Consider the following 20,081-nt stretch of genomic DNA (forward strand, 5'->3'; position numbering starts at 1 on the left):
TGCCGGCGGGTTATTCTGAATCGACCGCCGGTTCGGGGATGGCGCGCTCTTGCGGCACAGCCGGCCCTGCCTCTTCACCAGGTATGGCGTCGGAAGGCAGGGCGTCGTCCCCTGGCTGGTATGCCTCATCGGAGATCAGAGCTTCTGTCGGAGGCGATAAATCTGCAGGCGCCGCCTCCTGGCCGACCGGCTCATCTGGCAGAGCAATAAGCTTTGCCGGCGCCGTGGCGGGCGCGGCGGTTTCCACATGGTAATTGTTCACCAAATATTGGTTGGCGATTTCGGCAATGTACATGTCGAGATTGTTGTCGCTGGCTCCGAAGCTCCAGGCGCCCGCCAGCGCGCTCGACGACTTGGCGATTGTGGGGCTCCCTATCAGGGCCCCGGTGTCGCCATCGACGAGTTGAATATCCATGGTTATCTCGGAATCACCAGCGAGTCCGCCAACGAAAAAGCGGGTGCCGCCGCCGACAATCTTCAATGAAACGACATACGGCGCGACCACCAGCTTACGCCCGTTCGCCGGTGCGTTGGCGGTCCACTCGGAAAACGTTGCCCCAAGCACTGTACGGAGCTGGGATTCTAGGCCCTTGGCGGCTTTGACCTTTTTTTCTTCTTTCGCAACGGCGTCGCTGTAAGTCAGTGGCACGACCTCGAATGTGCTGAATTCCGAGAGATCCACGGTCAGAGGCGCAAGCTTTCCCGCTTCCTCTTCAATGATGACCTTCTGTCTGGCGCTTCGCTCCTCCCTTTTTGCGTCCTCCGCCTCGATCGTCTTTTTCGTTTTCGCGGCCGCGGGTGTCGTGGCGAGAGTGCTCACGGCAAGAATCAGACAAACAAGCAATCTCTTCATCACTAATCCCACATGAATAGTACAATAATTCAATTCACTGGAGCATACCGGGACGCGCAACTCGCGTCCACTCGAGGCTCGGAACAGGGCGTGCCATAGTCCCGGCAATGGTCAAGAAGATTGAAATGGGGATGACGCCCTCTTCGGCGAGGCCACGGAGAGGCGCCGGATTTGCGCGCCCTGGCGTGGAGAACTGCTGATATTGCGCGTCCATGGTGTACGGCTGGCCCATTGGGCGCGCCGCGCGCATCGGCGCGCTATGGCCTGCTATTGCGCCGATGGCAGCCACCACAATTGGCGGGAGGGGAATTTCGTCCGGACCTTACGGTGCGTCGGGCGGCGGTTTCGGGCGCCTTGGGCGCTTTCGCCAGGCGAGAATTGTTGTCAGCCGCCACAGGCCACTGACCAGGGCGTAGGTAAGCGCCGACGAGACGACGGCCATCAGCAGCAGTCCCGTGATCAAGGGTTTGCCCAGCGTATCCAGATAGTGCCACCAGAAGCGCAGCCACTCGCCCAGCCCGCTTTCCTTGGGCGTCAGGGTCTCGGCCGTCAACGGACGGGCCTTCACCCCGGTTACCGCCTCGCCGACACGGTAGGCGAAATAATAGATTGGGCCAAAGGTCACCGGGTTGGAGACCAGCGTGCTGACGACGGCGGCCGGGAGATTGGCCCGCAGGGCGAGGGCCGCCGCCGCTGAAAGGGGAATCTGCGCGACCGGGATCAGCAGGCCAAAGAACACGCCAATGGCGCATCCCAGCGCTACTCCACGGCGCGACAGATGCCAGAGACGCGGATGGTGAAGCTTCGGTCCCAGCCATCGCAGCCACCGGTGGCCGCGCATGGTCTCTGCCGCGGGCAAGAAGCGCTTTAGGCTCTTTCTCATCAATGTCCGGCCGGATTGCGGCTTTCGCCTGCACTATTCACACCAGCACTGTGACCCATCGTCCTGCCGTTTCCAATGGTCAACGAGCCATTTGAAGGGCAGGGCGCGGCGTGCCCGCCAGCATTCAGCGGACCTGCGCGCGCTCGCCGTCATGCGCTAATCCTCTACATGATCTGGATCAATTCGAGTGCCCGCTCCAGCATATTATCGTGGCCTGACACAAACAGTGGAGCGAGCGATGACGGCAGCAGGTGAAGAGCGGGAATCAACCGAGGGCGTCGCCGTGTTCGAGACGGCGGCCGGTTTCCAGCAGGCGATCGATGAATTGCCGAGGCCGGGTCTTGATCGCGTGGAGATGAGCCTGTCCGCACGCAGGCGGACCGTCGACGAGACGCCGGGTCATGCCGGCCGGAGGGCGAGGGAGATCGAGGACGATCCGATGGCGCCGTATACGTTCTGCATCCCGTCTGACGCTATCGCGGATGCGAAGGGGGCGGGGCGATGAACCAGGCAAGAGGCCTGTTTGGCGACGTCCTGGCGATATCGACGGTTGCCTTTGCGGCGCTGTGTATCCTCGCGGCCCTCTACTTTTTCTGGGGGAAAAAGGCAGGCTGGGGCGGAAAGTTTTTCATGCTCTGCATCCTTCTGGCGTCGCTTCTGATCATCGCGACAGTGGCGCGCATCTGGATTTACTGAGGGAATACCGCCCGCGCCGGCAATCTGCCCCGATGTGCGGGTGAAGTCTCCGCTTGAGACCAGGTGGCGGCCGCTAGTCCAGCCAGCCATGACTGCGGACTGCGTCGCCGAGCACCCGGGCCAAGGGAATGGATGCGATCGGACTTGATGTCGAATCCGATGCGCGCAGGCGCGAGATGCCGTGGCTGGCCAACCGCTCAAGGTCTGCTTCTGAGGCCAGCGAATGCGTTACCACCGCTTCCACCCCCGTCGCGCCTGCATCCTGGAGCAGCCGCGCACAGGCAATCAACGTGGTGCCGCTGGACACCATGTCGTCGACCAGCATCGCCGGTCGATCACGCACCGAGGCAATATCCGGAATAGCCAGGTCAACCTTGCGGTCCCCGATGCGAACCTTTTCGCCAATCAGCACCTCAAGGCCGAGCGGACGGGCAATGCTCTCCACCCAGGGACGGGATTCGCTGTCCGGTCCTACCAGAACCGTACGGGGATCGAGATCGTCTGCGATGGCCTGCACGAGGGCCGAAGATGCGGAAACGGCAATGGCAGGGATTCCGCCGAACGCTTCGTCCAGTTTCCTGATGCGATGAAGATGCGGATCGACGGTGACCACCCCGTCAAACCATGTCGCCAGGAACTTGCCGATGACCTGCTGGCTCACAGCCTCGCCGTCGTGGAAGGCCTTGTCCTGGCGCATATATGCAAGATACGGCGCAACCAGGACGATCCGTTTCGTTCCCTGGTCCCGCAAGACTGACGCTGCCAGCAGCAATTCGATCAACTTGTCATTCGGATGATCGAGCGAGCGAAACAACAACGCCGTGGAGGCACTGCCGTGAACCCGGACAAGGCTTTCGCCATCGGGAAAACGATGCAGGTCGATCGGTCGTAGCGGAATTCCGCAATAGTCGGCCAACACCGCAGCCTGCGGCGTGCCGTCGGGAAAGGCGAAGACAGCCGAACTCATGGCGTCACCGTGTAGCCCGAGGTCGTCGACGCCAGTTCGCGGGCATAGACCAGCCCAGTCTCCGAATGGGCGTGGATGCGGTAGAGAACCTCATCCTGTCGAACTTGATCGCCGACCTTTCGTAGCAGGTCGATGCCTGCGCCCTTGTCCATCGGCGCGCCCGCGAGGCGAGCAATACGGGCGATCAGATGGCAATCGATCGCAGCGATCCTGCCGGCGGTGGGGGAAAGGGTTTCGTGCTGGTGGATACCGGGCTCCAGAACTTCCGTGCGCCGCCCCTGGGCGTCGATCAGCCGCTCCATTGCCGCCAGCGCCTCGCCCGAGCCGAGCAATTCCATTGCCCGGGCATAGCCGCGTCCTCCCACGAGAGCGGGATCGAATTCGAGCACCCGGCCGGCAAGCATCAGCGCCCGGTCCCGCAGATCGGCCGGCGCGTCGTCCTCGTTTCGCAGCACCGCCATGACATCTCGCGCCTCAAGAACCGGGCCGACGCCTCGGCCGATGGGTTGTGATCCATCTGTAAAGACCACATCGAGGACCAGACCCAGCTTGTGGCCGACATACTCGAAGAGTTTACGCAGGCGAACCCCTTCGCGCTTCGACCGCACCTTGGCGCTCGGCCCAATGGGAATATCGATAAGAAGGTGGGTCGAGCCCGCGGCGAGCTTCTTCGACAATATCGAGGCGACCATCTGCTCGAATGTGTCGATGCGCAGGGGGCGCTCGACGGTGATCAGGATGTCGTCTGCGGGCGAAAGGTTTACGCGCCCGCCCCAAGCAAGCACCGCATGCTCCTGCTCGACGACAGAAATGAGCTTGTCTTCCGCCAGATCTACCGCCGCGAGAACCTCCATCGTGTCCGCGGTTCCCGACGGAGAGGTGATCGCGCGGGACGAGGTCTTGGGCATGGTCAGACCATGCGCTGCGACAATGGGCACCACGATCATGGACGTCCGATTCCCCGGTATTCCCCCGATGCAGTGTTTGTCGACCACGATGTCGGCGCCCCAGCGCATGCGTCGGCCGGCGTCAGCCATTGCGCGGGTGAGAGCGAGCGTCTCGTGGGTTGTCATGAAACCGGCACAGGCAACCAGGAACGCGCCGATCTCCATCGGCGAGTATCGATAGGCTGCTATATCCTGAATGATCTCCCGGATATCGGCGTCGTCCAGGGAATCGCCATCGATCTTTCGGCGGACATGTTCCAGGCTGTGCGGAACCGGCGCCTGCCTGAAGGTGACTTCGCTGCCCTCGGGCAATCCAAGTCGCCGGAATGCCTGCTCGCCGAGACCGATCGTGCCGGGTTCCAGCAGGCGCGCATCATCGACGATTGCGAGCGTCGCCAGGATCGAGACACTGCCGTTGCCGATTTCCAGTTTTCGCAGCGCCTGGAACTGTTCGGGCGAGTAGCCCTTCGCCTCGCGCAAGAGGAAGGCCGTGTTGTCCGGGTGGGTATCGATGGCGATACGCTTGATCTTCATTGTCTAGAATCTTGCCCCTGTTGCACCGCCAAGACCACGGGCGTGTTCAGCGTATGTCGAATACCCGGCTCTTGTCCGAATTCTGGCAGAGACCATCAGATACCTGCGGAGCGCCCCGTGCCGCAAGGTCTTCAGGAAACGCCTTGTCACAAGCCAGTGAGTTGAGAGGGTCTGGGCATTCACATGCCGGACCGATGGCAGAAATCTGCAAATCCCCTGCTGGGGTATTTGGCCATACCCAAGGCGATATCCCGGATCTTATGGGATGCAAGGCTGACCCATGTTCACCAGTGAACGGCGCAACCCCCAAGAAACCGCAGACAACCGCGGTTTTTGAGCTGCTATGTTCTGTCTTGGGAGTGGGTGATGGTGCCAGGGGCGGAATCTAAGTCGGATGTTATCTAATTGGATTAAAAAAATATTTAGAAAGGTGGTTTACATGAGATACCCCATGAGATACCCCCGAAATCGGTTGATGTTTACCACACTCGCGTGATTCCCTAATTCGATTCCACTTTTCCATTAGAAGGGCAAGATTCACGATCTTGTGATCCGTCAGAGGAATGCGGTTCCTCTCAGTAAGGCGTCGTACGCATCAATCCCGATAGCTCCATGCTGTGACCTTTCCGATCGATCCGAAGATGGCGTCGATACCTTGATTAGGGGGATCACTCTCCTGCACTTTTCTCTGCCCAGGCCAGCCACTGGGCCATGCTCTGACCAGCCAGGTTCTGATCCGGAACAGAGTTTGTCGCCTTGAGCGTCGCGAGAAAGGTCTGGGCGGTCTCTGCTAAAGGTGATTCCCTATCCGACATAGCTACCGGCCGTCTTCTTGTCAGGGACGATGGAAGCAGATGAGGTGTGCCGAGACGGGTGTTGAAGAACTGCACCATTGAGAGGGATAGGGATGTTCCGCCTCTATCCCCATCGCCTATCCCCGTGCATAGGCGGACACTGATTCACACTCTGTAACCATTCGGGCGAACTCCCAACCGTGACTTCATTCGCTCCGTCCTACTCTCTTCACGAGAAGCGCGGGCGGCGCACGGAAGGGCTTGACGCGGCGAGCGCGAGGCTTTTCAATACCCGGATTGGGTATGGGAGGCATTCATGAATCTATTGTTCAAACGTGACCAAACCTCGATGCCGCGATTTGTCCGGTTCAAGCTCTGGAGCAAGATCGACCTCGAGCAATCCGAACTCGCTATCCTCAACCGCTACGCTCTCGACAAGGCCATCCTGGTCGACATCTTCCAGCCCAATCTGCTGCGGAATGCGATCCTTGTCGGTATCGGGGCGGCGGTCGCGGCATATTTGCTGCTGGGCGCCATGGATGTCGGTTCCTCGCTGAAGATCATCCTGGTCCTCGTGGCTGCGGGCGGCGCCGGCTGGTTCCACTACGACCGGAAGCGCGAGACGGTGTTTGTCCGAGACCTCATTCATGGCAGGCACTTTAGTTGCGACAGCGTGATCGACCTGGCTCGCCGGGAAGCCTGGCTGAAGACCATCACCGGGTATTTGCGGGACGTGATGGAGAGCGCCAAGAACTGGGACGGCACGGAGACGATCCCGATCCCGGCTTCCGATCCTGACCGCGCGAAGCTGCTGATGATCAAGGGGCCATGATTCACCTCGCCGCCCGGCTCCACGCCTTCGTCTACGGGCTGTTTCAGCCGAGCGACGAAGCGGCCGCGAGGCAACTGCACCGGGAGGTGCGATCCCTGCTTGCCGAACACGGCCTGTCCCGGCCCGCCGGCAGACGGGAACTGGCGTTGTCGTTGGCGCAAGAGGCCGTCCGTATGACCGGCCTGCCGGGTCAGGACCACGCCATCGACGTCCTGACCGCGCTGGCGCTCAAGCTGTTCGATTACGAGTCCCTGTTCATCCTGCCGGACTTCGCATTCTCTGGGCGTCGTTCGGTCTCGCAGTGGTGGGCGCTGAAAGATCAGTTGACCGCCCAGAAGGAGTTGCTCACGGATTTCGATGCCGTATGCGCGCATGTGGTGACGGCGCTTGCCAACTGCCATGCGGCGACGGAACTGTCTCTCCCGATCGCACCCGCCGATGGACTGGACGCGATCACCATTCCAGTGCCGCGGACCAGCCTGATGAAGAGCGTCGGCGCCGTGGCGGACCAGGTTGTGCTGGCGTTCTTCGACGAGGAGATCGAGGCGCGCAGGCTGTTCCCCCGGCTGCGCCGGCGGCTGGACGGCAATGTGATCACGGCGTCGGGCGGCAACCCGGACGACCCGCGCGGCTTCACGCGGGCGGTGAAGCTGCCGTCGCAGTCGGACATCAAGGATCCCGAGGCGCTCATCGGCGCCTATCTCGGCGGCACGCCACTACCGATGTTGTTCGCCGGCATGGCCGACTTCGCCCTGCCGGCAAGCGCCCGCCTGGAGCATCACCACATCGTCGCCGGCACCGGCCACGGCAAGACGCAGGCGCTGCAATACCTGGTTGGACACGATCTCGACGCGGTCGCGCGCGGCGCGGCATCGGTCGTGGTGCTCGACAGCCAGGGCGACCTGATCAACATGATCTCGAGGCTGAGCCTGTTCGCGCCGGGCGGCCCGCTCTATGACCGTATCTGCATCATCGACCCGACCGACGTCGAGTGGCCGGTGTCGCTCAACCTGTTCGACGTGGGCATGGAGCGCCTCAACAGCTACCCACAACTGGAGCGCGAGCGGCTGACCAACTCCATCCTGGAGCTGTACGATTTCGTGCTGGGCTCGCTGCTGGCGGCGGAGATGACCCAGAAGCAGAGTGTCATCTTCCGTTACGTCACCCGCCTGATGCTGCACATCCCCAATGCCACCATCCACACGCTGCGCGAGTTGATGGAACCCAGGAGCGAGGTGAAGTTCGCCAGCCACATCGCCAAGCTGGGCGGTACGCCTCGGCATTTCTTCGAGACCGAGTTCGGCTCGAAGGAATTCGAGCAGACGAGGAAGCAGGTGTTGCGGCGGTTGTGGGGCATCCTGGAGAACCAGACCTTCGAGCGGATGTTCTCGCATCCCCGATCGAAGCTCGACCTGTTCGCCGAGATGAATGCCGGCAAGGTCATCCTGATCAATACCGCCAAGGACCTCTTGAAGGAAACCGGCACGGAGATCTTCGGGCGCTTCTTCATCGCGTTGATCGCCCAGGCGGCCCAGGAGCGGGCCGTGCTGGCGCCGGAGAAGCGGATGCCCACCTTCGTTTACATCGACGAGGCCGCCGACTACTTCGACCACAATATCGGGATTATTTTGTCCCAAGCCCGCAAGTACAATGTGGGCATGGTGCTGGCCCACCAGTATCTGGGGCAGCTCGATCCCAGGCTGCAGGAAGCGTTCTCCGCTAACACCTCCATCAAGTTCGCCGGCGGCGTCTCCGCCAGGGACGCAAGGGCGCTGGCACAGATGATGGGCTGTGATCCGGCGCTGATCGAAGCCCAACCGAAACTGTCCTTCGCCGCCTCGGTGCGCGGCATCACCAAGGGCGCCGTGCCGTTGCAGTTCCCCTATGGCTCCATGGAGGAGATGCCACGCATGTCGGCCAGTGACAGCCAGGCGCTGCGGGCATCCATGCGCCGCAAATACGCTGTCCATTACACCGAACTGGATGGCGTCGGAGGGGCCGCGTTCCCGAACAGAGGTGCGGCGCAGGCACGGCCTTCGGAGAGTCCACCCACGATCGAACCGCCAGCGGCCGACCCAGCCCTGCACCAGGATCTGGACACGCTGAACACCGACCCGTCGCCCAACTGGTGATCCGGCATGGCTTCCGGCGAGACCCATGACCGGCTAAGCCGACGCCACCGCAATCGGCGCACCTCGACCGGCAAGCGCATCGCGCCCACGGAACGTGACCTGCTCTGGTTCCAGAAGATCCACGAACATGGTCCATTGTCCTCCACCTACCTGCATGCCTTCACGAAGCATGCGTGGCGTAGCGACAAGCGCGCCCGGGACCGTCTCACCGACCTGTTCAACGAAACCGACACGCGCCATGGCGGCGCCTATCTGGATCGGCCCTGGCAACAGTTCCGTACCTTTGATTCCAGGTACAACGATCTGGTCTATAGTCTCACCGACGCCTCACGGGCGGCGCTCAAGGGCCACGATCTCTGGCATGACCGTGCGGAGCGGCCCGCGAGCCCCTGGACGCATGCGTACATGGTCGCCTGCATCACCGCGTCGATCGAGCTCGCAGCCCTCGCCGATCCCGTCCTCACCTACATCCCGCAACATGCGATCCTTGAACGGGCTGGAGCCGACCTGCGCAGCCCTGTTGCCATCGAGAACCCGCGGAGCGGCAAGATCGAGGAACGCGATCTCATTCCCGATGCCCTGTTCGGACTGGAATACCAGCAAGGAGGGGAGCGCCGTTTTCGCTTCTTCCTGGTCGAGGCCGATCGCGCAACGGAACCATCCCGCACGCAAGTCTTCAATCGCAAGAGTCATCTTCGGACGTTTCTGCAGTACCGGGAGTATGTCGGCCGCCAGCTCTATAAGCAGCACCTGAACCTGAGCGCCGCATTGCTCGTGCTTAATGTCACGACCAGCCCACGCGCCGAGGAGAACATGCTGCGACTGGTCGGCGAGCTCTCGCCCACAGGCAACAGCTACCTGCTGTTTCGGACGGCTGAACAGTTCGGCAGGTATTTCAAGCCACCGAGTATCATGGATGAGCTTGCGACCGGACCGTGGCGCCGCGCCGGCTGGGACGGTCTGCGCATCGACCAGCCTGCTTGACCGGGGGCAAGCGTGCATCGCCGGAGACGCCTTATCCCCAAAATGCGCGTCCCCGAACACCCACGGAGGGCTCCTCTTTAGTACAATGAAGAGGATTTATGCATGAATTCATAAGGCAAGCTCAACGCGCTGCGATTGTCATTGTCCTGGTCACGTCGTTTTCGTTCGCACCAATCTTTCCCGAATCGGCGCTGGCCGCGAGTGGCGGCTTCGTGGCGTCCGCACAGGCCTGGGTGGAACGGGTCGCAGGCTGGTTTCCGGGTCTGTTCCGCAAAGAGGCGCCGCCTCCGCGCGAGACATTTCCAACAACCATCACCATAGTCCGCGAGGAAATTCCTGAACCACGACCGGTTTGGCCATCCGACGCATCTGCACCGGCAAATGCGCCGACCATCATTCAACGGATCACGGAGGTGGTGCCAGGGCCGGCGGCCATAGTGGTCGGCGTTCCCATGGATTTGTTCAATCACCAGGTCGACGCCATCTACGACAGCATGTCCGATGCCGACAGCGCGCTAGGCAGGCGCATCAGCGCGCTGTCGGAGGCAGTGACCACGGCAAGCGCGACGATCACCAATCTCGTCGCGACCACACTCACGGTCTCCGGCACCGGTACCTTCGACACCGCCTCTACCACTAGTCTCATTATCTCGGGGGCATCAAACGGCCTCCTCAAGACAAATGCGTCGGGAGCCGTCTCAGTTGCAACGGCCGGCACCGACTACGAGAATCCGCTCACCTTCGCGTACCCCTTCACGCGCTCGTCGAACGCTGTAAGCCTCGCGTTTGGCACCACCACTGCAAACGAGTGGGGTGCACTTCAGAAATTCACCAATGCATCGTCGACGCGCCTCTCCGCCGCCTTTGCAGAGTTTGGCGGCACCGCGACCACGACGTTCACGATGGACGGGAAAGCAGGCGTCGGCACCACGTCGCCCTGGGCTCAGCTTTCCGTCAATCCAACCTCGGCAAACGGCAGTGCGCCAGCGTTTGTGATTGGTTCGTCGACCGGCACTAGCCTGGTCGTTACGAATGGAGGGTATGTTGGCATCGGCACCCCGGCACCCACCGCGCTACTGCATCTACGGGCAGGAACATCGAGCGCCGCTCCACTCAAGCTCTCCAGCGGCGGCTTGCTGACAGCGCCGGAAACCGGATCCGTCGAATATGACGGCACCCATTTCTACGGCACGGTCGGCTCCATCCGGCATCAACTGGACCAGCAGGCAAGCCTTGGCTTGAATTCCAGCAAGGGGGTCGTCCTGGGCGATTCGACCATTGCGTCGTATCTGGGACAGAACGAAGTCGGCTATTACCTGTTGACGAGTTCCGACGGCCTGATCGGCACGACCGTCACGACGCTCGCGCAGCCAGGGCATACGATTGATCAGCAGAAAGCCCTGTGGACGGCGGATTCGAACAAGGCGACCTATGATTGGATCATCGTCCAGGTCGGCTTGAACGATCTCCTCTATTCGGAATCCGCGGCGACGGCGCTGGCCCGGTATCAATCGCTCATCGATACCATCAACGCGGAAAAAAAGGCCTCGGCTGTCGTGGTCGTCGCGACCATGACCCCGCTGAAGCAAAGATTGATCGATCTGTACGGCGCGTCCAATGGCGCGATCAGCTACCAGAAATGGCTCGACATGAATGTCGCCATCATGGGTGGCGGCGCCAACGCCATCACCGGCGTGCAGTACCGGGTCCACAATCACACCACCGAACTGGATGACGGAACCGGCAATCTGGCGGCCATCTACAACATCGATAATGTCCATGAGAACAACGCGGCACGGGTCATCATCGCCAGCGCTTGGCGAGCGGCGCTAAACCGCGCGGAATATCTGGGGAGCGTCTCGCCGTCGGATACGCTCAATTACTGGAACTCCAACGGTTCGGTTACATCCTTGAAGAGCGGCACCGTCGGCATCGGCATCACCACGTCTCTGGCCAAGCTCGCCGTCAAGGGTGACGGCGCCAGCACCGGACTGCTCGCCCAGTTCTCCGACTCAGCCGATACCGCGCGCCTGACGCTTCGCGATAACGGCTATCTGTCGGTTGGCACCACCTCTTCCGTGCTGCCGGTTACCATGCAGTACAGCGGTACGCCGACGTACAGAACTATCGCCAGCAATCTTCTCCTGAAGGGGACGGTGGCTGGTCTGATGATGGAATCCGATACCGGTGCGTCGGGCATGTACGACTACAATGGCAACACGGTATTCTACTCCCATAGCGGTGCGGGAAATATCACCAGCGCCGACATTCGCCTGGTCATCAATCAAACCACCGGCAACGTCGGCATCGGCACAACCTCGCCCTTCGCGAAACTCGCCGTCACCGGGAATCTGGCCGTCGGCAGCGCGGGAAGTGACACACTATTCGTCGATGGTTCGGGACGGTATGTCGGCATCAGGACCACCGCACCTGCCGTTCCGCTCGCGGTCAACGGCAATGCCCGGTTCAACGGGAGCGTAACGCTGAGTGCGAACGGCCTTTCGGCTGGCAACCTGGCTACAGTCAGTTATGACAACCAGGACCTGACTCTCTCCACCACCGGGGGCACCGGACACATTCTTTTCACTCCGGTCGGCAACGTCGGAATCGGCACCACGTCACCTTGGCGAAAACTCAGCGTGACCGGCACCGTCGGCTTCGACGGGCTGACTGGAAGCACTGGCGCGGGCTCTCTCTGTCTCGATGCTAACAAGCAGGTTGTCTACAACAGCGCCTCGGATTCCTGCCTCTCTTCAACGCGGGCCACCAAGCACGACATTCAGGACCAAACTCTGGACGAGCTTGCGGCTGTGAACGCGCTTGCGCCGGTTTCCTTCGTGTACAATACCGGCGACACGCGCACACGCTTCGGCTTCATCGCGGAGGACGCCGCCGCGGTTGACCCGCATCTTGCAACCTATGATGCGAACGGCAACATCAGCGGTATCGACGATCGCGCCATCGTCTCGGTGGTCGTCGGAGCCATCAAGCAACTGTGGCAGTACGTCACGACGCGCTTTGACGCGCAGGATGCTCGCATCACGGAACTTGAAGCCGAGGTCGCCGCTCTCAAGGACGAACTCGACATCGATAACGACGGAAACAATGCCCCGAGCGACGATGCACCACCCGACGAGACGCCTTCACAGGCACCGTCAGGAAACGATGCACCGGCGACCGATGGCGAAACACCAGACGAAGCAGCCAGCCCAAGCGGGAGCGAAACCGAGCCTGATCAGCCAGACGCTGGCGGCGACGAGACGCAAGAGCTACCCGCCGATGGTGCTGAAAACGCCGTCGATGATGGATCAGGATCACCATCACCTGACCCACTTCCGGCAGCCGAAAGCTAACGCGACAAAACTGCCGTCGGTATCTGGTCCTGCGGGATGGTCTGGGCGCTGAAAGGAAGTGACGGCTCCCCGTCGATCATTAGCTTCAGGTAGATATTGTGGTTGGGCAGCAACAGCAAATCCTGGTCGATGAAGGGTGGTGCGAGTTCACGTGCGACCAGCGGGGCGTCCTCGGCGCCTAGTCGAAAGCTCACCAGCGTGCCCGCATTGCCGAGCACCGCGTGCTGCACGTCGGGCTCGAGTTGGTGCAGATATTGATGGGCAAGAATGAGCCCGACGCCGTACTTGCGCAGTTCCGCCGCCATATTGGCGACGCTGAGCGTGGTGAAGTTCTGGAACTCGTCCACGTATAGATAGAACGGGCGCCGTTCGGATGCTGGCGTGTCGGCGCGGCTGAAGGCGGCAAGCCCCAGTGCCGTCACCAGCAGACCCCCCAGCATTCTGGCCGAGTCCTCGCCGATCTGGCCCTTCGACAGGTTGATGACGAGAATCTGCCCCTGATCCATGATCCGGCGCAGCCGCAGCCGGTTATCGGGTTCGGTCAGGAATCGGAACAGACGAGGGTCGGCCATCAGCGCGCCCACCTTGTTCTGGATCGGCGCGACCGCCTCGGCCCGGTAGCGGGGATTATAGGCGGGGTATTCTTTCTTCCAGAACTGGCGCACCTGGTCGTTGGTGAGCTTGCCGGCAACCTCGGCGCGGAATTCCTTGTCGGTGTAGAGCCGTGAGATGTCGGCCAGGGTGGTATCTGGACACTCCAGCAGCGCCAGCAGGGTATGGCGCAATATGTGCTCCATGCGCTGGCCCCAGGCCAGCGGCCACATCTTCTGGAATACCTCCATCATGCCCGAGGCGACCAATGACCGCTTGTCGGGCGGCACGAAGGTCAGCGGGTTGTAGCGGTAGGGCTGGTCCGGATCGGCGATGTTGACATAGGTCAGTTCACCCACTCGGTTCGCCGGCACCCGTGCGACCACCCGTTCGGCGAGATCGCCGTGTGGGTCGATCAGGCAGCAGCCGCGCCCGGCGTCGATGTCCTGGGCGAGCAGGGTTTCCAGCAGGGTCGACTTGCCGGTGCCGGTCTTGCCGATGACGTAGACATGGCTCAGCCGGTCAGCCTGCCTGATACCAAACGGCACATGCCGCGCCCGGTGGTTGGTGACCGCGAAGTAGGAGATGTCTTCCCTGGGTATCTGCCGTTGCATCCCCGCATGATGTCAGCGGCGATGCCCTTCGTGCAGACGCGAGATGGTGCCATTAGAGGTATGGAATGCCCCGTGCCGAGGGCCGTCACGCGACCCTGGGCCATCCCGGTCCCGGTACCTGGAGAAGGCTGACGCAAGCTCAGTCCAAACCGGCTACTACGCCGGTTTATCCGTTTGACCGAGCCACCGAGTTTTTCGGAGACCTTTTCCGCCCGGATCCGCGAGCACGGCCAAGCCCGATCTTCTTGGCATGCGCGCGCCGCATTTCGGCATAGTTCGGCGCCACCATCGGGTAGTCCGCCGGCAGGTTCCAGCGCTCGCGGTATTGCTCCGGCGACAGGTTGTAGGACGTCCGCAGGTGGCGCTTCAGCATCTTCAACCGCCTCCCGTCCTCCAGGCAGACGAGGTAGTCGGGGGTGACCGAGCGACGGATCGGCACCGCCGGCCTCGGCACCTCGGCTTCGATCGTGGGGGGCGCGGCTCCAAGCCCGCTCAGCTTTGCAAAAACACTCTCGATCAGCTGCGGCAGATCGGCCGTGGCCACCTTGTTCTTCGAAATGTGCGCGGAGACTATGTCCGATGTCAGCATCAACAGGTCGCCATGATCCACAGGGTCGGTCTGCGCGTCGTCCATGCTTGGCTCCTCGAGGCAAATGCGGTTGACCGCTTGTAGAGTATCCATGGCGTATCGCAAGAAATACATGAACCGGAAGTCGAATTATGTAGAGGAACTCATCCATCCATTGACGGTCCATGCTCGAGAACAACCCGTTGTTATTGATCACGCGGCGGATTGCGGCCATCAACCCGATGGAAATTGCCAATTCGGCATCATTCCCTGTCTTTGACCGCGGCGCCAGCGCGGGAGAATGGGGGCGGATCTGATCTTTCACAGACCGCCTGACCGACGACCCGGGACGCCCGAAGGCTCCCAGGCGGCAGGCTCCATTCTCAACATCGGGAGAACCATCATGAGCACCCAGCTCATTACCATTGCGTTGTCTTCGCTCATCCGGGCGGAAGCCAACGTCAGAAAGACCGCGACCCATGCCGACATCGGCCAGTTGGCCGCCAGCATCGAAGCCCATGGCCTGCTCGAGAACCTGATCGTCACGTCGCTCGAGGACGGCCACTACGCGGTCGTCGCCGGCGGGCGGCGCCTCGCCGCTCTCGGCCTGCTCCGGGACCAGGGCAAGATCGAGGCCGACCATCCCGTGCCGTGCCAGGTCCGCGAGCCGGGCGAGGCGCGGGAGCTTTTCGAGCTTTCGCTCGCCGAGAACGTGATCCGGGCGCCGTTGCACCCGGCCGACCAGTTCGAGGCGTTCCGGGACCTGCAACTGCAGGGCCTGGGCGCGGAAGAGACCGCCGCCCGTTTCGGGATGCCGGTGTCGACCGTGCTGCAGCGCCTCAAGCTGGCCGCCGTCAGTCCGCGGCTTCTCGCCGAATACCGCGAAGAGCGGATGACACTGGAGCAGTTGATGGCGTTCACCATCTCGGACGACATCGACGCCCAGGAAGCGATCTGGTTCGATCTGCCCCACTACGACCGCACCCCCGCCTATATCAGGCGGCTGCTGACCAGAAGTCAGGTCGAGGGCCGTGACCGCCGCGCTCGCTTCATCGGCTCGGAGGCCTATGAAGCGGCGGGCGGCATCATCGCCCGGGACCTGTTCCAGCCGGAGACCGACGGCTACTTCAGCGACAGCCAGCTGCTCGACCGCCTGGTCGGAGAGCGGCTCGCCGCCGAGGCGGAGGCGCTCAAGGCCGAGGGCTGGGGCTGGGTCGATGTCTGCCATGAGATCGACTACGGCCATCTGGGACGCTTCGGTCGGGTTCGCCCGGTCGAGCGGCCGCTGTCCGATGAAGAGGAGGCCCGCCTGTCCGCTCTTGCCACCCGGTACGATGAACTCGTGTCGGCGCTGGATGAGGACGAACAGTCGGACGAACTCGACACGGTGACGGCGGAGATGCAGGCGATCCAGGACGGCCGCGTGGTCTGGTCCGAGGACGTCAAGGCGAATGCCGGCGCCGTCCTCAGCCTCGACTACACCGGCGCCCTCGTCGTCACGCGGGGGCTGGTGCGTCCCGAAGACCGGCAGGATGATGTGTCGGGGAACAAGAAGTCTCGCCGTGCCAATGGAAACGGCGCGGACGATATTCTCTCCGATACCCTGATGGCGGAACTCACCGCGCACCGGACGGCCGCCCTCCAGGCGGTGTTGGCCACCAAACCGGACCAGGCCTTGAACGCGCTCGTCGTCGCCATGGCGTCGCGCCTGTTCTATAGCCTGCCGGTGCCCTGTTGCATCGACGTCCGGCCTGTCCCGACCGACCCGTCCCATGGCAGGGACACGGTGGGAGCGAGCCCGGCCCTGGCTGAGTTGATGAAACTCACTGAGGCCTGGTCCGAGCGGTTGCCGGATCAGCCCGGCGATCTGTTGACCTGGGTGATGGACGCCGATATCGAGACCAAGCTCGATCTGCTCGCCTACTGCACTGCCCGAACGGTCAACGCCATCGTGCTGCCGAACGGCCAGGCCAACGGTGGTTGCATCGAACAATCACACCGTCTCGCCGAGTCCGTCGGGCTCGATATGACGGCGTGGTGGTCGCCGACGCAGGCAACCTACTTCAGCCGGGTCACCCGCGAGCAGATCGGCAAGGCGGTCGGCGAGGCGGTCTCCAAACGGTCGGCACAGAAGCTGGCGAAGGCCAAGACCAAGAAGGTCATGGCCGAAGAGGCGGAACGGCTGATGGCCGGCAAGGCTTGGCTGCCTGCCCCGCTGCGCTCCAGCCCGGTCGCCTGACAAGTACCTCATGGGCCGCCACGGCGGCCCATTTTCTTTGCCTCCCCGTCACGCGGGAGTCCCGGAATGGTCCGGGACTCCCGCCGTGAACAGGAGGCAATCATGCACAGCGAGAGTTCATCACCACTGGCACGGGACGTGCACCGCGCCATCACCGAGAAAATCGTGGACGCCATCAAGGCCGGCGCGGGCACGTTCCAGATGCCTTGGCATCGTGGAGCAAACGTCACCAGGCCGGTCAATGCACATACCAAAACCGTCTATCGGGGCATCAACGTGATCGCTCTCTGGGTTCAGTCCATGACAAGGGGCTATCTGTCTGGCTACTGGGCAACCTACCGCCAGTGGCAGAAGCTTGGCGCCCAGGTCAATCGTGGCCAGCACGGGACCGTCATCGTCTTCTACAAGAAGATCGAGCCATCCCCGTCGACCACCGGGGATGAGCAGGACAATCCTCGCCGCAGCCTGTTTGCCCGGGCGTCCCGGGTGTTCAACGCCGAACAGGTCACAGGCTGGGAGCCGCCGTCACCGGAGCCGAAGACCCGCATGGACACGCTGGCCGAGGTGGAAGACTTCACCCAGCGGACCGGTGCACTGATCAGGCATGGCGGTGATGAAGCCTACTATAACCGCAAACATGACGAGATCGTCGTGCCGCCACGCGGTCTGTTCAAGGGAACGTCCACCAGTTCGCCCATGGACAGCTACTACGCGGTCCTGCTCCACGAGATGACCCACTGGACGGGTGCGCCGCACCGTCTTGCCCGCGAGTTCGGGCAGCGGTTCGGCGACAACGCCTATGCCGTGGAGGAACTTGTCGCGGAGTTGGGGTCGGCGTTCCTGTGCGCCGATCTGGGCATTACCAACGAACCCCGGCCGGACCACGCCTCCTATGTCGCATCCTGGCTCAACGTATTGAAACGCGATCCCAAAGCGGTGTTCACGGCGGCAAGCCGGGCCAGCGCCGGCGCGGACTATCTGGCCAATCTGGTCGCCACGGCCAGGTCGGCCTGAAACCGACATGTTCTTTCCAGCCTCGATGCTTGCGCATCGGGGCTTTTCTTATGGGCCGTCCCCAGATCGTCCTGGGAGGTTTTCCACATTGGCACGATCCCGCGTCCTCAGCATTTTGGGCTCGCCTGGTATCCTGAAACACGGAACAAATCCGTTCTTCCGTTCAGCAAATCACCCGCACGAGCCGATGGTCCGGCGCGTGCCGGGTCGCCGTGTTGCGTGCGGGCTCATCGATGGAGTGACCCGTGATCGACGACACCACCACGAACATTCGCTTTCTCAACGATGCCTTCAGGCAAACGCTTGATGGCGGTCCCGTTCTTGTGACCCAAGGCATCAGGGCCCTGGATCCTGCTGTCCAATGCGAGGTCATCAGGCCGGTGCGGCAGTTCGACGCCTTTGGTCCGGACAACGATCCTCACGGTGAACACGACTTTGGCGCGTTCACTGTCGAGGGCCAAAGCATCTTCTGGAAGATCGATTATTACGATCCCTCCATGCAGGGTGGGTCAGAAAATCCCGCCGATCCGGCGGTTACCAGACGCGTTCTGACAATCCTCCTGGCAGACGAATATTGAGTGCATCGCCCTGTGACCTGGTCACAGGGCTTTTCCTATACCGAAGTCGCTGTCCGATGCGCAGGAACTTCCGACCGCGCAGGAACCAGTGGCCAATGATGCCGATCCGGCAAATACCGCGGTCGTGTGACGTTCAGGGAGCCGGCCTATGCTTTCCAGATGGAGCACGACATTCCCATCATATTGACCACGCATGCGGAAGAACGATCGGCCCGGAAGCGCATTACGACGGCTCAGATCGAGCAGGCAATCAGGCGACCCCATGCGGTGTTACCTCAAGGCAATGGTAGCTTCCGCGCCGTCCGAAAGGGCAAGAAGGCAAACCTGGTGGTCGTCTACGCCGAAGGCCTATGTGGAGATGAGCCTGCCCATATTGTGATCACGTCCTTCTACTCCGGCAAATCGACCGGAAGTCAGAACGATCATCCTAGTCGCCTCTAAAATGCAGTCGAGCTGTGGTGCGCTAACACCTCTATGAACCATTCGTCCAGAATTCTCATGAAACCTCGAGCTGTCGTCGGCTCCGATCCAAACCTCTACGCCGCGAAGTATTGAGATAGTATCTCGTATATAGTCTTCATGAAAGTTCGAGGTCTGCCCCGCTCAAGTACACTAGAGCGGACAGAGTGCAACATTGCGATCTCCTGGTATGGAGAAAACAGCGCAATCTCTACGTTTTTTCCCGCCACCGCCAGGTTCGAGGTGGTCGATTTGAGAATTCCGCGCTTTTCCTCGGTTTCCGCCAGAATATAGCTCTGTTGCAGGCCCGTTACGAGTTCGAGGAAATTGACAACCTGTTCGTGCTGGGTAGCCGAATTCGCCCGGTCGAGCTCCTCTCTCAGCCGTAGCTGCTCATCGAGCAGGTCGCGCTTCTTTTCCTGGAACAGCGTCTGGTCGACGGCGCCGTCGAGGAACGCATCGGTCAGCCTGGAAAGGCGCAAGTCGATTTGTTTGATCCGGAACTCGCGGCTTTGCCGCGCGGCGTCCATCGCCTTGACCGCGGCTGCCTCGTTACGGCCGGCAATGTCCATCAGCGCGGCCGCCTCCTTGTCCTCGAAGGAGACCTTTTCCAACAATCCGGTAACTACCTCCTCGAGGCGGGTCTCCCGAACAGAGGTCGTCCGACAGCCCTTGGTGTGGCACCGGTAGTAAACGTGACCCTTCTGGCGCTCACCGATCAGGTGGTAGCCGCAGCAGGTACAGCGAACCATTCGGCGGTAGAGAAAGTCATGCTGGACCGGTCGTGCATACAGCTTGCCGTCGAGCATCCCCTGCACCTGGTCAAACAGCCTCTTCGAGATCAGCGGTTCATGGAGCCCGGCATAGGTCTCGCCCCTGAGTTCAAAAAGCCCGATATAAAAGTTTCTCCTCAAGATCTCCGCCAGCCGATTCACGCCGACTTCGGTGGGGGGGGGGGGGGGGGGGGGGGGGGGGGGGGGGGGGGGGGGGGGGGGGGGGGGGGGGGGGGGGGGGGGGGGGGGGGGGGGGGGGGGGGGGGGGGG

At 61.9% G+C, this 20,081-nt stretch carries 17 protein-coding genes; 10 read left to right on the forward strand and 7 right to left on the reverse strand.

What is annotated here, in order from left to right; translation table 11 throughout:
- Positions 1–10: 10 nt before the first annotated feature.
- Both WJU21_RS15910 and WJU21_RS15915 read right to left on the reverse strand, forming a co-directional pair.
- Positions 11–853 carry a hypothetical protein gene (locus tag WJU21_RS15910; protein WP_346324434.1) on the reverse strand — a complete coding sequence of 281 codons (843 nt, stop codon included), beginning with the start codon at positions 851–853 and terminating at the stop codon, positions 11–13.
- A 322-nt stretch (positions 854–1,175) separates the two neighbouring features.
- On the reverse strand, positions 1,176–1,694 hold the full coding sequence (locus WJU21_RS15915; RefSeq protein WP_346324435.1) for a DUF2062 domain-containing protein: 519 nt from the start codon (positions 1,692–1,694) through the stop codon (positions 1,176–1,178).
- Between the two features lie 280 nt (positions 1,695–1,974).
- On the opposite strand from WJU21_RS15915, the gene WJU21_RS15920 reads away from it, so the two are divergent.
- Together WJU21_RS15920 and WJU21_RS15925 are read left to right on the forward strand one after the other, a co-directional pair.
- The gene (locus WJU21_RS15920; protein ID WP_346324436.1) at positions 1,975–2,241 is read left to right on the forward strand and encodes a hypothetical protein; all 267 of its coding nucleotides are present in this window, start codon (positions 1,975–1,977) and stop codon (positions 2,239–2,241) included.
- Complete coding sequence (locus WJU21_RS15925; protein WP_346324437.1) at positions 2,238–2,432, forward strand: hypothetical protein; 195 nt, start codon at positions 2,238–2,240, stop codon at positions 2,430–2,432. Before WJU21_RS15920 ends, WJU21_RS15925 begins: the two co-directional genes overlap by 4 nt.
- Before the next feature lie 73 nt (positions 2,433–2,505).
- Here WJU21_RS15925 and WJU21_RS15930 read toward each other — a convergent pair whose 3' ends face one another.
- Positions 2,506–3,399 carry a ribose-phosphate diphosphokinase gene (locus WJU21_RS15930; protein ID WP_346324438.1) on the reverse strand — a complete coding sequence of 298 codons (894 nt, stop codon included), beginning with the start codon at positions 3,397–3,399 and terminating at the stop codon, positions 2,506–2,508.
- Positions 3,396–4,880: a thymidine phosphorylase family protein gene (locus WJU21_RS15935; protein WP_346324439.1), complete on the reverse strand. Its 1,485-nt coding sequence runs from the start codon at positions 4,878–4,880 to the stop codon at positions 3,396–3,398. The genes WJU21_RS15930 and WJU21_RS15935 overlap by 4 nt, the downstream gene beginning before the upstream one ends.
- Positions 4,881–5,990: 1,110 nt before the next feature.
- On the opposite strand from WJU21_RS15935, the gene WJU21_RS15940 reads away from it, so the two are divergent.
- The 4 genes from WJU21_RS15940 to WJU21_RS15955 all read left to right on the forward strand — a co-directional run bounded on the left by WJU21_RS15940 (position 5,991) and on the right by WJU21_RS15955 (position 12,975).
- Positions 5,991–6,506, forward strand: coding sequence for a hypothetical protein (locus tag WJU21_RS15940; RefSeq protein ID WP_346324440.1), 516 nt, complete (start codon positions 5,991–5,993; stop codon positions 6,504–6,506).
- Positions 6,503–8,638, forward strand: coding sequence for a type IV secretory system conjugative DNA transfer family protein (locus WJU21_RS15945; protein WP_346324441.1), 2,136 nt, complete (start codon positions 6,503–6,505; stop codon positions 8,636–8,638). The genes WJU21_RS15940 and WJU21_RS15945 overlap by 4 nt, the downstream gene beginning before the upstream one ends.
- 6 nt (positions 8,639–8,644) lie before the next feature.
- The gene (locus WJU21_RS15950; RefSeq protein ID WP_346324442.1) at positions 8,645–9,622 is read left to right on the forward strand and encodes a replication-relaxation family protein; all 978 of its coding nucleotides are present in this window, start codon (positions 8,645–8,647) and stop codon (positions 9,620–9,622) included.
- 98 nt (positions 9,623–9,720) lie between these two features.
- Positions 9,721–12,975: a tail fiber domain-containing protein gene (locus WJU21_RS15955; RefSeq protein WP_346324443.1), complete on the forward strand. Its 3,255-nt coding sequence runs from the start codon at positions 9,721–9,723 to the stop codon at positions 12,973–12,975.
- On the opposite strand, the gene WJU21_RS15960 is transcribed toward WJU21_RS15955, so the two are convergent.
- Both WJU21_RS15960 and WJU21_RS15965 read right to left on the reverse strand, forming a co-directional pair.
- Complete coding sequence (locus WJU21_RS15960; RefSeq protein ID WP_346324444.1) at positions 12,972–14,180, reverse strand: type IV secretion system DNA-binding domain-containing protein; 1,209 nt, start codon at positions 14,178–14,180, stop codon at positions 12,972–12,974. The two genes, WJU21_RS15955 and WJU21_RS15960, sit on opposite strands and share 4 nt — an antisense overlap.
- Positions 14,181–14,346: 166 nt before the next feature.
- Positions 14,347–14,814, reverse strand: coding sequence for a MucR family transcriptional regulator (locus WJU21_RS15965; RefSeq protein WP_346324445.1), 468 nt, complete (start codon positions 14,812–14,814; stop codon positions 14,347–14,349).
- A gap of 119 nt (positions 14,815–14,933) precedes the next feature.
- On the opposite strand from WJU21_RS15965, the gene WJU21_RS15970 reads away from it, so the two are divergent.
- The 4 genes from WJU21_RS15970 (at position 14,934) to WJU21_RS15985 (ending at position 18,579) form a co-directional block, all read left to right on the forward strand.
- Positions 14,934–15,065: a hypothetical protein gene (locus WJU21_RS15970; RefSeq protein ID WP_346324446.1), complete on the forward strand. Its 132-nt coding sequence runs from the start codon at positions 14,934–14,936 to the stop codon at positions 15,063–15,065.
- 86 nt (positions 15,066–15,151) lie between these two features.
- A complete protein-coding gene (locus WJU21_RS15975) occupies positions 15,152–16,987 on the forward strand; it encodes a ParB/RepB/Spo0J family partition protein (RefSeq protein WP_346324447.1) in 1,836 nt (611 codons plus the stop codon).
- 102 nt (positions 16,988–17,089) lie between these two features.
- Positions 17,090–18,001 carry a zincin-like metallopeptidase domain-containing protein gene (locus WJU21_RS15980; RefSeq protein ID WP_346324448.1) on the forward strand — a complete coding sequence of 304 codons (912 nt, stop codon included), beginning with the start codon at positions 17,090–17,092 and terminating at the stop codon, positions 17,999–18,001.
- A 245-nt stretch (positions 18,002–18,246) separates the two neighbouring features.
- Positions 18,247–18,579, forward strand: coding sequence for a DUF3768 domain-containing protein (locus tag WJU21_RS15985; protein ID WP_346324449.1), 333 nt, complete (start codon positions 18,247–18,249; stop codon positions 18,577–18,579).
- A gap of 536 nt (positions 18,580–19,115) precedes the next feature.
- Here the strand turns inward: WJU21_RS15985 and WJU21_RS15990 are convergent.
- A complete protein-coding gene (locus WJU21_RS15990; protein WP_346324450.1) occupies positions 19,116–19,973 on the reverse strand; it encodes a recombinase zinc beta ribbon domain-containing protein in 858 nt (285 codons plus the stop codon).
- Positions 19,974–20,081: the final 108 nt, after the last annotated feature.

The organism is Emcibacter sp. SYSU 3D8, assembly GCF_039655875.1.
Taxonomy (GTDB): Bacteria; Pseudomonadota; Alphaproteobacteria; order SMXS01; family SMXS01; genus RI-34.

Coding starts and splice junctions, on each gene's coding strand:
- WJU21_RS15910 (WP_346324434.1), bottom strand. CDS start 853: ATGAAGAGATTGCTTGTTTGTCTGATTCTTGCCGTGAGCACTCTCGCC.
- WJU21_RS15915 (WP_346324435.1), bottom strand. CDS start 1,694: ATGCGCGGCCACCGGTGGCTGCGATGGCTGGGACCGAAGCTTCACCAT.
- WJU21_RS15920 (WP_346324436.1), top strand. CDS start 1,975: ATGACGGCAGCAGGTGAAGAGCGGGAATCAACCGAGGGCGTCGCCGTG.
- WJU21_RS15925 (WP_346324437.1), top strand. CDS start 2,238: ATGAACCAGGCAAGAGGCCTGTTTGGCGACGTCCTGGCGATATCGACG.
- WJU21_RS15930 (WP_346324438.1), bottom strand. CDS start 3,399: ATGAGTTCGGCTGTCTTCGCCTTTCCCGACGGCACGCCGCAGGCTGCG.
- WJU21_RS15935 (WP_346324439.1), bottom strand. CDS start 4,880: ATGAAGATCAAGCGTATCGCCATCGATACCCACCCGGACAACACGGCC.
- WJU21_RS15940 (WP_346324440.1), top strand. CDS start 5,991: ATGAATCTATTGTTCAAACGTGACCAAACCTCGATGCCGCGATTTGTC.
- WJU21_RS15945 (WP_346324441.1), top strand. CDS start 6,503: ATGATTCACCTCGCCGCCCGGCTCCACGCCTTCGTCTACGGGCTGTTT.
- WJU21_RS15950 (WP_346324442.1), top strand. CDS start 8,645: ATGGCTTCCGGCGAGACCCATGACCGGCTAAGCCGACGCCACCGCAAT.
- WJU21_RS15955 (WP_346324443.1), top strand. CDS start 9,721: ATGCATGAATTCATAAGGCAAGCTCAACGCGCTGCGATTGTCATTGTC.
- WJU21_RS15960 (WP_346324444.1), bottom strand. CDS start 14,180: ATGCAACGGCAGATACCCAGGGAAGACATCTCCTACTTCGCGGTCACC.
- WJU21_RS15965 (WP_346324445.1), bottom strand. CDS start 14,814: ATGGACGACGCGCAGACCGACCCTGTGGATCATGGCGACCTGTTGATG.
- WJU21_RS15970 (WP_346324446.1), top strand. CDS start 14,934: ATGCTCGAGAACAACCCGTTGTTATTGATCACGCGGCGGATTGCGGCC.
- WJU21_RS15975 (WP_346324447.1), top strand. CDS start 15,152: ATGAGCACCCAGCTCATTACCATTGCGTTGTCTTCGCTCATCCGGGCG.
- WJU21_RS15980 (WP_346324448.1), top strand. CDS start 17,090: ATGCACAGCGAGAGTTCATCACCACTGGCACGGGACGTGCACCGCGCC.